Origin of the sequence: Vibrio crassostreae (assembly GCF_041439375.1) — a bacterium.
GTDB classification, from domain to species: domain Bacteria; phylum Pseudomonadota; class Gammaproteobacteria; order Enterobacterales; family Vibrionaceae; genus Vibrio; species Vibrio crassostreae_D.
This window is the reverse complement of the sequence record NZ_JBGONY010000015.1, coordinates 42235-54359: the sequence shown is the minus strand read 5'-3', so window position 1 is coordinate 54359 and position 12125 is coordinate 42235. Positions and strand designations below refer to the sequence as shown.

Genomic DNA, 12125 nt, shown 5'->3' with positions numbered 1-12125 from the left:
TAACCCTCAAACGTTAAGGAGAACAACATGTCTAAAATTGCATTTATCGGAACTGGCATCATGGGTAAACCTATGGCGAGTAACCTTCAAAAAGCGGGTCATGAATTGATTCTGTCGGATCACTTTAATGCAGCACCTGCCGATCTTGTGGCAGCGGGCGCAACGGTCTACCACTCACCAGCAGAAGCGGCAGAGGCGGCGGATGTCATTATCCTAATGGTGCCTAATACGCCTCAAGTGGAAGATGTCCTGTTTGGTGAGAACGGTGTCGAGCAAGGCCTAATGGCGAGTGGCGCAGCTGGAAAATTGGTTATCGATATGAGTTCAATCTCGCCAATCGCGACCAAAGCGATTGCCGCACGAATCAACGAAGGTGGCGCGTCATACCTAGATGCTCCGGTATCAGGTGGCGAAGTCGGCGCTATTAATGCAGCGCTGACTATCATGGTTGGTGGTGAGCAAGACGCCTTTGATAAAGCACGTCCGCTATTTGAAACCATGGGTAAAAACATCACGCTGGTGGGTGATAACGGTGCTGGCCAAACGTGTAAGGTTGCCAACCAGATCATCGTTGCTCTGAATATCGAAGCGGTATCCGAAGCCTTAGTTTTTGCTTCGAAAGCCGGTGCAGATCCAGCACGCGTGCGTCAGGCGCTACTAGGCGGCTTTGCTAACTCTAAGATCTTGGAAGTACACGGCGAGCGAATGGTTGAAGGTACCTTTGACCCGGGCTTTAGAATCTCGCTTCACCAGAAAGATCTAAACCTTGCGCTAACGGGCGCACAAGAGCTAGGCGTTGCGCTGCCAAACACAGCTATCGCGCAAGAGCTATTTGGCGAATGTGCTGAAATGGGCGGTGAAGGTTGGGACCACTCTGCGCTGATTCAAGCGATAGAGAAGCGTTCTGATCACTCAATTCGCTAATCCTTAACGAGTAATCCGTCTAAATAATTGGTTTTGTCGTTTCTGCTGAAACTAAAACCAATGAATCCGGGCTAGCTTCGAGAAGTTAGCCCCCAGTTTCAAACAGTTTGTTTATAAATCGCGTAGTTTCGTCTCCTTTTATACGCGTTCCTGATATGAGGCAGAGGTTGAAGTTGTTCCTTTCCAACTTGATCTTAGCAGGCACCCTTTAGCCTTGTATCGGGGTTCTTTTTTTCTCCGTCAACTAAGGAGTGGCTGATGGACATTGATGCTAAGCAGTTTCTGCAAACCCTTTTCTCAAGTGCTGTTAATCAGGCGCTACCTAAAAATCACATCGAACCTTTTCTTCCTCAAGACATTTTTTATCGCTCTGCTAACCAAGCTGGGCGAACTGTGGTGATAGGAGCAGGAAAAGCAGCCGCATCAATGGCAGCTGAGCTTGAAGCGGTTTGGCAGGCAAAGAAACAACAAGACCTTGCGTTGCGTGACCTTGAAGGCCTGGTGGTGACTCGTTATGAGCACACCGCCCCTTGCGAACATATTGAGGTGATTGAAGCGGCGCACCCAGTTCCGGATGCGATGGGCTTAGAAGTAAGCCAACGTATGCTGCAATTGGTGAGTGACTTGAGCGCTGACGATACGGTTATTTGCCTACTGTCTGGCGGTGGCTCTGCATTACTAAGCTTGCCCGGTGGCGACATCAGCTTGGCAGAGAAGCAACAAATCAATAAAGCACTGCTTAAATCTGGCGCGGCTATTGATGAGATGAACTGTGTGCGTAAGCATTTATCGTCAATCAAAGGTGGGCGACTAGCAAAGGCCGCTTACCCGGCAAGAGTCGTCTCATTGGCGATTTCAGATGTGCCGGGCGATGACATCAGTGTGATTGCATCGGGCCCAACCGTACCAGACACCACCACCCGCTTTGATGCGATGGCAATACTGGAACGTTATCGAATTGAAACACCACCTTCGGCATTTGAATGGTTGAACAACCCAGAATCAGAAACCGTGAAACCAGATGACGTCTGTTGGAAGAACGCCGAGCATCATATTATCGCAACCCCAATGTCAGCATTGGAAGCTGCCGCTGCAGAAGCCGAAGGCTTGGGTATTCCGGCTTATGTGTTGAGTGATTGCATAGAGGGGGAAGCGCGAGATGTCGCGAAGGTTCATGCTGCGCTGGCTAAGCAAGTGGCAAATCATAAGCATCCATTTGAGGCGCCTTGCGTGATACTTTCTGGTGGCGAAACCACAGTAACCGTTAAAGGCAATGGTCGCGGTGGGCGTAACTGTGAGTTCTTGTTGAGCCTATATAACGAGCTCAAAGGCCAAGACAATATATTTGCATTGGCTGCCGATACCGACGGGATTGATGGTGTGGAAGACAATGCGGGCGCGTGGATTACACCTCAAACATGGCAACAAGGTTCGAGCCTGTCGCTTAAAGCGCAAGACTACCTCGATGCCAACAACAGCTACGATTTCTTCAAGCAAGTCGATGTGCTTCTTACCACGGGCCCGACGTTGACCAATGTGAATGACTTCCGCGCGATATTGATTCTTTAATTTGAACAGCTCAAAAACACGGTATGGAATGGTCGCTTCTTAACAAATAGAGCGACCATTTTATTGTTATCAATGCTGTGACCTTGAGTTCTGAAATTATCTTCTGGACTAATGAAGCACGTTGATTACTATGATTTCAGTAACGAGCTGTAAAGGATGCAATATGTCTAGGATCAGACAAAAGAATCAAGATTTAATCATCGAAGTCGCGTGTGAACAATTCGCCACTCATGGTTATGCCGCAACAAAAATGGCCGATATCGCAAAAGCGGCCGACATTCCCAAACCTAACGTATTCTATTATTTCAGCTCTAAAGATAAGCTCTACAGCGCTGTGCTTGAAACCGTCACTCAGCCCTTACTAGAAGCGTCTCGTCCGATTGAAGAACTCAGCGATCCTGTTGAAGCCTTGTCTCAGTATATTCAAACCAAGCTGATCATTTCTCGCGACCATCCACACGCCTCTAAAGTGTTTGCCAATGAAGTGATGTCCGGCGCGAAAGTACTACCGAAAGAGATTGGTGATGAGCTGTATAAGCAATCCCAGATGATTCTTGATAAGTTTTCAACTTGGTCGGCGCAAGGTCTAATGGACGATGTCCCCGCACACCACTTGATGTTTACCATTTGGGCAGCCACTCAAACTTACGCCGACTTTGGCTGGCAGATTTGCAGTGTAATGCAGAAAGAGCAGCTCGATGATAAAGACTATGCCGATGCCGCTGAGTTCATTACTCAACTGGTGATTAAAGGCTGTGGTGTGAAAAGCTAACGTTATTTGAATGTTTTTTTTGGGTCTGCGATTGCAGGCCTTTTTTGTTTGTGCATTTGAGTGAGCATATGTGCAAAGCTACTTTTGTGACCTGTTGTGCAATAACTTATTTATCTTGAATTTGGCTCGATTAGGTATGCCATTTTATTTAAAGTTAGCGTTATAGTATCGGCAAAAATTCAATTCCGTCATTTTTATCAAAGCTAGAAGCTAATATTAGACTTCTATATTTATTACACGCACAACATATAGGTTTAGCAATGACGCTTAAAAGCTTGGCATGCACCATCAGCGCTGTTTTACTGGCTGGCTGTGGTTCGACAGTGGCAACTCAAACATACAACGCCGATCTGATTATCACTAATGGACAAGTCCTAACTATCAACTCTGAAATGGATGTGATTGAAGATGGTGTTGTCGTCGTTAAAAACGACCAGATCATCGCGGTGGGTAATGAGAACTTGATTACTCAATATCGCGCTGAAAAGGTGATTGATGCTCAAGACGGTATTGTTATGCCAGGTATGGTCAATGCTCATAACCACCTTCCTATGATTGCGTTTCGCGGTTTAGGTGAAGAGGGTATTTCCAACCGATTATTCGCTTACTTCTTCCCGCTTGAAGCCGAAAAGCTAAGCCGTGAACTGATTTATAACGCGACCAAGCTAGGCAGTATCGAGTTGGCACAAAGTGGTGTCACGACTTATGCCGACATGTATTACCACATGGATGAAATGGCAAAAGCGACCAAAGAAGTTGGCCTGCGTGCGGTGCTCGGCGAGACCGTGATTAAGTTCCCTGTGGTAGACGCTAAAGAACCTTATGGCGGTATCGATTATGCCAAAGGCTTCATTGAGCAGTACCAAAACGACGAGCTGATTACACCTGCTTACGCACCACACGCGGTGTACACAGTGAGCAAAGACAAGCTTCAAGAAATCAACAAACTGTCTGCTCAATATGATGTGCCGGTGTTAATTCACGTTGCTGAATTCCCAAATGAAGAGAAGCGCATCAAAGATGAAACTAAGGCCACGTCGCCAGTCGAATACATGAGTGAAATTGGTGTGCTGGACGAGCGTGTAGTCATTGCTCACGGTATCCACCTTTCAGAGAGCGATCAAAAGCTTCTAAAGCAAGCTGATGCAGGGATCTCATACAACCCAATGGCGAACGCTAAAGGTGCAACCGGCATCGCACCAGCATGGGATATGTACCGTGCTGATATGCGAATCGGCTTGGGAACCGATGGCCCAATGAGCTCAAATCAAGTCGATATCATGCGTACCCTAAGCTACGCTGCAAATATGCAACGTTTAAAGCATTCTGACCGCACTATCATGATTCCTGAGCAAGTGATTGAAATGGCGACCTTAGGTGGCGCTAAAGCCTTACACATGGAAGACCAAATTGGTTCTTTGGAAGTCGGTAAAAAAGCAGACATAGTGATTGTCGAGACACAATCAGCGAACATGATGCCAAGCTACGACCCATACGCGACCTTGGTTTATCAAGCGAACCCAAGCAACATCGACACGACCATTGTTAACGGCCAAATCGTAATGGAAAACCGCGTGATGCAGACGGTTCAACTGGACGACATCCGCCAAAGCGTTGATGAGTTTGAAGCCGACATTACTGAGTTCGCGAAAGAACTGTCTAAGAAAGCGATTAAGTCGAAGAGCTTGATGGATTAGGACTTAAACCTGGCTTTAGTAATCGAACAGAATGAATAAGGCCGACAATATGTCGGCCTTTCTTGTTTAGATAAGCTCAAAATACACGAACTTTAATTATTCATCGCCAGCTTACCTAGCTTCATGGCTGCCGCATGGTGGCGGTGCATCAGTTGCTCCATGTCTACGCCAATCACAGCGCCATCGTTAACTCGCCACTTGCCGGCAACCATCACTTTATCTGCTTGTTGAGCACCACAAAGCAATAGTGCAGCGAGTGGGTCGTGGCTGCCAGAGAAGCGAATGTCATCAAGCTTGAACATCGCGATATCGGCTTGTTTGCCAACTTCTAACGTGCCGATATCCGTTCTGCCCATTGCAGCGGCAGATCCTGAGGTTGCCCAGCGCAATGCATCAAAGTGTGAAACGTTGGCGGAACCGTATTGCAGGCGCTGTAGGTACATCGCCATGCGTACTTCGGCAATCATATTGGAGCCGTCATTCGAAGCCGATCCATCCACACCAAGCCCCACTTTTACGCCAGCCGCTTCAAGGTCGTTGTTCTTACAAATACCGGAAGCCAACATCATATTGGAGGTAGGGCAGTGGCTAATACCGATTCCCGCTTTACCTAAACGTTTGATCTCTTCTGGATTGAAGTGAATGCCATGAGCAAGCCAAGTGCGTTCGTTTAACCAACCCACATCCTCTAGGTAATCCACAGGGCGCAGGTCAAACTTCTCAATACAGAAGTCCTCTTCATCAAGTGTTTCACATAAGTGCGTGTGCATCATTACGTTCTCACGCTCACTTATCTTAGCGGTTTCTTTCATCAGATCTGTGGTGACAGAGAACGGCGAACAAGGCGCGAGTGCGATTTGAATCATCGCCCCTTCATCACGCTGGTGGTAATCACGAATCAAGCGTTGGCTGTCATCAATGATGGTCTGCTCGGTTTGAATGGTGTGTCTTGGAGGTAGCCCACCTTCATCTTCCCCTAGGCTCATAGAACCGCGAGTGAAAATTGCTCTTACACCCAGCTTCTCGGCCGCCTCGACTTGTAAATCAATAGCGTGCTCAAGCCCGTTTGGTAATAAGTAATGGTGATCGGAAGCTGTAGTACAACCCGACATCATAAGCTCAACCAGAGCAAGCTCTGTAGCAAGGCTCATCATCTCCGAATCGAGGTTGGCCCAAACCGGGTAGAGGCTTTGTAGCCAATGGAAGAGTTCTTTATTGAGTGCGCCGGGGTAGGCACGCGTTAGGGTTTGGTAGAAGTGGTGGTGCGCATTGATAAGCCCAGGAGTCACAACATGACGAGAGGCATCGACGCTGTAATCTACGGGTAAGGTTGGCTCTTTGTGTTTGCCAACCAGCTCAATGATTTTATTACCTTTAATGACAATGCCGCCTTCTGCATCAGCGTGTGAGCCAGTGTAGATTGCGAGAGGATTCTTAATCCAGATGGTTTCCATTCATAGTAGTCCTTAGCCATCTCAGCCTTTTCAGGGAAGAGGGTCTTTATTTGGTATTTGTTGTTTAAAGATAAATTTGAATCTAGGGCGATGAAATATTCAGTGTTCTCGTTACGCCCGAGATTCTACGGAAATCGGTTTTACGCTCGTTAGCGGTTCATCTAGTTCGTTTTTGGCTCTGGGTTATCTGATGCCGTTTGAACGTCAGTTTCTGTTGTTGCTTGTTGAATTTCTAATTGCTCGTTTGAGTGTAGTTCTTCTTCAGCCTGTTCTTTCATTTCTAGCTCAACTTGCGCTTGGCTCTCGGCTAACGCTTCTTGTTCTTCAGCTTTTGATGATTTTGGTAACACAAGGTTTAGCAGAACCGTCATGATGGTGCCTGTGGTAATGCCCGAGTGAAGGAAGTTCGCCAAATCATGCGGTAAGTGTTGTAGCAGTCTTGGTTCGAAAGTTACCGCCAAGCCAGACGCCAAACCGACACAGATTACCAAGGCATTTCGCTTGGTGTCTGCGGCCTTGATCAACATGCGGATACCCGCGTAAGCAATCATCCCGAACATCACAAAGCCCACACCACCCAAAACAGGTTTCGGAATCGTGACGGCAATAGCGGCTAATTTCGGGAATAAACCACCTAAAATTAACAAACCACCGGTTGCAGCTACTACATAGCGACTTGCTACACCTGTGATACCCACAATACCGACGTTTTGGCTGAATGACGCCAGTGGCATCGCTGTTAAAATCGAAGACAAGGTACTACCAAGACCATCGCCTAGCAGTCCACGTTTTAGATCTTTACCGCTGACTTGGGTTTGGCAGTTGTTGCCAAGCGCCATGAAGTCACCGGTTGCTTCAGCGATAACCACGATGTACACCAAGCTCATGCTGATGATGGCACTAGCAGAAAACGTAAAGCCATACTTAAATGGTTCTGGGCCACCGACCCAAGCAGCAGAGCTGATCTGCTCAAGATCGACCATGCCGAGTGACAGCGCCACAATGTAACCACCTGCTAGGCCAATCACGATAGCGGAGGCCGCAACCGCGCCTTTACAGTAAACCGATACGCCAATCACTATCCCCAAAGAGACCAGTGCGAGAAACAGTTTTGGTAGCGTGGCGAATTGTTCCGTGTTGGCAGGAGAATCGCCAACCCAGTTCATGGCAACCGGTAAAATGGTTAAGCCGATTAGGGTAACCACCACACCACTTACCACGGTCGGGAACAGCTTGCGAACCTTGTCCATGTAGAAGCTGGCACCAATTACCACGAATGAGCCGATAAGTGCTGAGCCCATGATAGCGGCGACACCACCTTCGTTACCGATGGAAATAGCCACACCTAAAAAGGCAAAGCTTGAGCCCATTACAACAGGCAGTCGAATACCAACAGGGCCAAAACCGAGACATTGCGCGACAGTCACAATACCAGAAGCCAATAGCGCCGCATTGATCAGTGAAACGATCTCTGTGTTAGGTAGGCCGATAGAAGCACCGACAATAAGCGGGACAGCGACGATGCCACCAATCGAGGCGAGCATGTGTTGTAAAGCAAGTAGAAGGGTTAGCCCATGGGGCGGTCTTTCATTAAGGGTGTACAGAAGTTTCATTTGATATTCCTCTGCCTGCGTTTCCGTTTACAGGCGATTGGCGGTCAAATAATGACTTCTACAAACTGCGTAGGGTCATAAAAAAGTGCACTGAATCGGTAGGGTTTCTGCTCTCTCGTCATCAATGCAATTAGCTTTCTTAAAAATCATGTTGTTGCTTGGCTTGCGAACCAGCCAAGCAACGTTGTGAGCAATCAAGAAATGACTGCTCAGGAGCTTTAGGGTTAACCGATGAACACTAGCTTGGCGATGAAGATAGCCGCTAGGAAGTACATCGAGATAGACACATCTTTGGTTTTACCTGTCGCCAACTTAAGCACTGTGTAGGTAATGAAACCCAATGCGATACCGTTCGCGATAGAGAAGGTCAGTGGCATCATTAGTGCGGTAATCGCGGCTGGAGCACCGTTAGTGAAGTCTTTCCAATCGACGTGCTGCATGCTGCTCATCATCACGAATGCGACGTAAATAAGAGCACCAGACGTTGCGTAAGCGGGGATCATACCTGCTAATGGCGATAGGAAAATCGCTGCTAAGAACAACACACCAACCACAATTGCTGAAAGACCAGTTCGTGCGCCTGCTGCAACGCCCGCTGCACTCTCTACATAACTGGTTACTGGCGGACAACCCACACACGCACCTGCCACACTTGAGATACTGTCAGCTTTCAGTGCTTTGCTAAGACCTTCAATTTTGCCCGTTTCAGGGTTAGTTAGGTTTGCGCGCTCTGCCACGCCCATCAAAGTACCTGCGGTATCGAACATGTTTACAAAAAGGAAAGCCAAGATAACGCTGATCATCGAAACATCAAGCGCACCCATAATGTCCATTTTTAGGAATGTAGGCGCTAAACTTGGTGGTGCTGCGAAGAAGCCGTTGTAATGCACTAAGCCAAGCATCATGCCGACAAGCGTCACACTCAAAATGCCGATCAGCACCGCACCAAAGACTTTACGCTCACTGAGAACCGCGATGATAAGAAACGCGATAGCAGCTAATAGTGCTTCAGGTTTGGTGAAGTCACCTAATGAAACCAAAGTTGCTGGGTTTTCGACGACAATACCTGCTGTCTTTAAGCCAATTAGACCTAAGAACAAACCAACACCCGCTGTCATGGAATAACGTAAACTCACAGGGATACTTTCAATGATCCATTGGCGGACTTTGTAGAAGCTCATTCCGACGAACAAGATACCGGAGATAAACACCGCACCCAGTGCCACTTCCCAGCTGTAGCCCATTTCGCTTACTACCGTGAACGAGAAGAAGGCATTCAAGCCCATGCCCGGCGCAAGGCCGACAGGCCAGTTCGCAAATAACCCCATTAACAAACAACCGATAGCTGCACCAATACAAGTTGCGACGAATACCGCTCCTGCATCCATACCCGATGCGGCCATAATTTGTGGGTTAACGAATATGATGTAAGCCATGGTTGCGAAGGTGGTGACACCGCCGACCAACTCATTTTTCACACTGCTTCCGTGGGCCTTAATTTTAAAGAGTTTCTCTAAAATTCCGTTATTCGCATCTTGGTTGAGTATTTCTGTTTTACTCTCACTCATGTCAGCAAGTCCTTTTATGTTGTGATCCATTTATTGAATACAGCGAGATTTCAATATTAAGTTTTAAGGTTTTTTCCTAGCCGCTATTTCTTTAGCTATCAGTTGATTAGTCATCAACTCTCTAACTAATAACGTTATTAGTATTTTTATATGAGCGTGTTTAATGAGCGCGCATCATTTTAGATGCACGCACTAATCTGCTTAATATTTGTCGGTGAGCCTAGTTAGAAGCTCTAGGTCACGAGACTAACTGCCCCGATAGGTTGAGAAACTGTAAGGCGAGACGAGAAGAGGAACGTGATAATGCGCTTCTGGATCATCTAGACCAAAGCGAATAACAACATCGTCTAGGAAAGGCACGCCATCCAATTCCACGCCTTTACTTCTGTAGTAATCGGCTACGTAAAACACCAATTGATATTTCCCCGGTCGGAAATCATTCCCTGCCAGAATCGGAGCATCGGTTCGGCCATCGGAGTTAGTGATTACCGTCGCCAACTTTTCTGTTGAGTCTTCATTGACCTTATAAAGCTCTACCTTGATCTCTGCACCCGGTAAGCCGTGAGTCGTGTCTAATACGTGTGTTGTTAATCTTCCCATAGTCCTTTAATAGCGCTTTTGGCGCTCCTCTGTTCCGTGGTTTATCTGTCTGTTTCGACCTTGCAAAGAATGCAACTGGTCACTTTGTTATCACTAACTATGTACGAACTGTACACAATTAGTAAAGCTAATTGTTGGAAAAATGTTAACCATTGTGTCGTTTTTTCTGACTTTATAGATCTTGATTATCGTTTTTTGGTGAGCTTTGACTTTATTAAGCTGTTGTTTTTAAATGGCAATAGTGCGTAAATTTAACTTGAATAACAAAATCTTTACATTGAGATAAATAATTGTATACAATAAATGTACAGGGGTAAGGTTGCTCTGTTTATCGAGAATCCATTTGGTTGAATCATTTGGCGACTCACTTAAAGAGCGGCTAAGCCAACCACTTATGTTAGGAGTACTTGGATGAATAAGGATTATTCAAGAAATTTGATCGGTTACGGAGCTAACCCTCCAAACCCTCAATGGCCAGGTAATGCGCGCGTCGCGGTTTCTTTTGTATTGAACTATGAAGAGGGCGGTGAGCGTTGTTTGTTACATGGAGACGACGAGTCTGAAGCTTTTCTTTCAGAGATCCCGTCAGCACAGCCGATTAAAGGCGAACGTCACATGAGCATGGAATCCATCTATGAATATGGTAGCCGTGCGGGTGTGTGGCGTGTTCTTCGCTTGTTCGATGAATATGAAATCCCACTGACCGTCTTTGCGGTTGCAATGGCGATTGAGCGTCACCCAGAGGTTGCCAAAGTCATGGTCGAAGCGGGTCACGAAATCTGTAGCCACGGTTATCGCTGGATCGACTATCAATACATTGATGAGTCTGAAGAGCGCGACCACATGACCAAAGCGATCGAGATCATCCAACAAGTGACGGGTCAACGCCCACAAGGTTGGTACACAGGTCGAACGGGTCCAAATACGCGTCGCTTGGTTGCAGAAGAGGGCGGTTTTCTTTACGACTCTGATGCCTATGATGATGACCTGCCTTATTGGCACACCGAGACTGGTCATCCGCAATTGGTGATCCCTTACACACTTGATGTGAACGACATGCGTTTTTCAACGGCGCAAGGCTTTAACTCTGGTGAGCAGTTCTTCCAATACCTGAAAGACACGTTTGACACCCTTTATATGGAAGGCGAAACCGCACCGAAAATGATGTCGGTTGGGCTGCATTGTCGTCTGATTGGTCGTCCCGGTCGTATTGCTGCATTGAGACGTTTCTTAGATTACGTAAAACAGCACGACAGCGTGTGGTTATGTCGTCGAATCGATATCGCCAACCACTGGCACCAACATCATCCATATCAACCAAATAACGCTAATCATCAACAGCAAAAGTAGCAGTGAAGCAAGGAGGCTTACGTGACTGAATTTCGATCATGCCAACCAACAACCATGGACCGCGATACCTTTGTCGCTCACTTCGCTGATGTCTACGAACACAGCCCATGGGTTGCAGAAGTGGTGTATGACCAAGGTTTGAATGCCGAAGATGACCATATCGAGAATCTTCATCTGAAAATGGCATCGACCTTGTTAAGTGCAGACCAAGGCAAACAGTTGGCTTTGATCAACGCTCACCCGGATTTAGCCGGTCGAGCAGCAGTAAACGGCGAACTCACCGAGTCGTCGACCAAAGAACAAGCGGGGGCGGGCATTGACCAGTGCAACGCCGAAGAATTTGAAAAATTCACTTCTTACAACAACAGCTACAAAAGTCGCTTCAATTTCCCTTTTATCATGGCGGTGAAGGGAGCCAATCGTTACCAAATTCTTGAGTCGTTCGAGATGCGATTAGGAAATGATAGTGAAACTGAGTTTGCTACGGCGATTCAAGAGATCAACAAGATCGCGATGTTTCGTCTCTGGGATATGTAAGTTAACGGAGTTAACAGCTATCTCAGCCCAGTCTTAGTGCG

The 12125-nt window shown here is 47.0% G+C and carries 10 protein-coding genes; 6 read left to right on the top strand and 4 right to left on the bottom strand.

Annotated features, from left to right (window positions below; all coding sequences use genetic code 11):
• Positions 1 to 27 precede the first annotated feature (27 nt).
• The 4 genes from ACED45_RS08870 (at position 28) to ACED45_RS08855 (ending at position 4962) form a co-directional block, all read left to right on the top strand.
• A complete protein-coding gene (locus tag ACED45_RS08870; RefSeq protein ID WP_371713802.1) occupies positions 28 to 924 on the top strand; it encodes a 2-hydroxy-3-oxopropionate reductase in 897 nt (298 codons plus the stop codon).
• 258 nt (positions 925 to 1182) lie between these two features.
• Positions 1183 to 2493: a glycerate kinase type-2 family protein gene (locus tag ACED45_RS08865; RefSeq protein ID WP_371713801.1), complete on the top strand. Its 1311-nt coding sequence runs from the start codon at positions 1183 to 1185 to the stop codon at positions 2491 to 2493.
• Positions 2494 to 2656: 163 nt separating this feature from the next.
• Positions 2657 to 3265, top strand: a complete 609-nt coding sequence (locus ACED45_RS08860; protein WP_371713800.1) for a TetR/AcrR family transcriptional regulator — start codon at positions 2657 to 2659, stop codon at positions 3263 to 3265.
• A gap of 260 nt (positions 3266 to 3525) precedes the next feature.
• Positions 3526 to 4962 carry an amidohydrolase gene (locus ACED45_RS08855; protein ID WP_371713799.1) on the top strand — a complete coding sequence of 479 codons (1437 nt, stop codon included), beginning with the start codon at positions 3526 to 3528 and terminating at the stop codon, positions 4960 to 4962.
• Between the two features lie 92 nt (positions 4963 to 5054).
• Here the strand turns inward: ACED45_RS08855 and ACED45_RS08850 are convergent, their stop codons facing one another.
• From ACED45_RS08850 to uraH, 4 genes are all read right to left on the bottom strand, one after another.
• Complete coding sequence (locus ACED45_RS08850) at positions 5055 to 6416, bottom strand: 8-oxoguanine deaminase (protein ID WP_017061591.1); 1362 nt, start codon at positions 6414 to 6416, stop codon at positions 5055 to 5057.
• Between the two features lie 161 nt (positions 6417 to 6577).
• A complete protein-coding gene (locus ACED45_RS08845; RefSeq protein ID WP_371713798.1) occupies positions 6578 to 8029 on the bottom strand; it encodes a nucleobase:cation symporter-2 family protein in 1452 nt (483 codons plus the stop codon).
• Between the two features lie 224 nt (positions 8030 to 8253).
• Positions 8254 to 9597 (bottom strand): NCS2 family permease, encoded by a 1344-nt coding sequence (locus tag ACED45_RS08840; RefSeq protein WP_016795479.1) that lies wholly within the window; start codon positions 9595 to 9597, stop codon positions 8254 to 8256.
• A 246-nt stretch (positions 9598 to 9843) separates the two neighbouring features.
• Positions 9844 to 10197: a hydroxyisourate hydrolase gene (gene uraH, locus ACED45_RS08835; RefSeq protein WP_017083063.1), complete on the bottom strand. Its 354-nt coding sequence runs from the start codon at positions 10195 to 10197 to the stop codon at positions 9844 to 9846.
• A gap of 411 nt (positions 10198 to 10608) precedes the next feature.
• Here uraH and puuE point away from each other — a divergent pair, with 411 nt between their 5' ends.
• Both puuE and uraD read left to right on the top strand, forming a co-directional pair.
• Positions 10609 to 11547, top strand: coding sequence for an allantoinase PuuE (gene puuE / locus ACED45_RS08830; RefSeq protein ID WP_215920179.1), 939 nt, complete (start codon positions 10609 to 10611; stop codon positions 11545 to 11547).
• Positions 11548 to 11568: 21 nt separating this feature from the next.
• The gene (uraD, locus tag ACED45_RS08825) at positions 11569 to 12084 is read left to right on the top strand and encodes a 2-oxo-4-hydroxy-4-carboxy-5-ureidoimidazoline decarboxylase (RefSeq protein ID WP_017067791.1); all 516 of its coding nucleotides are present in this window, start codon (positions 11569 to 11571) and stop codon (positions 12082 to 12084) included.
• Positions 12085 to 12125 lie beyond the last annotated feature (41 nt).

What these genes read in the sequence shown, in the direction of transcription:
- ACED45_RS08870 (WP_371713802.1), top strand. Translation starts at nt 28, where the DNA reads ATGTCTAAAATTGCATTTATCGGAACTGGCATCATGGGTAAACCTATG.
- ACED45_RS08865 (WP_371713801.1), top strand. Translation starts at nt 1,183, where the DNA reads ATGGACATTGATGCTAAGCAGTTTCTGCAAACCCTTTTCTCAAGTGCT.
- ACED45_RS08860 (WP_371713800.1), top strand. Translation starts at nt 2,657, where the DNA reads ATGTCTAGGATCAGACAAAAGAATCAAGATTTAATCATCGAAGTCGCG.
- ACED45_RS08855 (WP_371713799.1), top strand. Translation starts at nt 3,526, where the DNA reads ATGACGCTTAAAAGCTTGGCATGCACCATCAGCGCTGTTTTACTGGCT.
- ACED45_RS08850 (WP_017061591.1), bottom strand. Translation starts at nt 6,416, where the DNA reads ATGGAAACCATCTGGATTAAGAATCCTCTCGCAATCTACACTGGCTCA.
- ACED45_RS08845 (WP_371713798.1), bottom strand. Translation starts at nt 8,029, where the DNA reads ATGAAACTTCTGTACACCCTTAATGAAAGACCGCCCCATGGGCTAACC.
- ACED45_RS08840 (WP_016795479.1), bottom strand. Translation starts at nt 9,597, where the DNA reads ATGAGTGAGAGTAAAACAGAAATACTCAACCAAGATGCGAATAACGGA.
- uraH (WP_017083063.1), bottom strand. Translation starts at nt 10,197, where the DNA reads ATGGGAAGATTAACAACACACGTATTAGACACGACTCACGGCTTACCG.
- puuE (WP_215920179.1), top strand. Translation starts at nt 10,609, where the DNA reads ATGAATAAGGATTATTCAAGAAATTTGATCGGTTACGGAGCTAACCCT.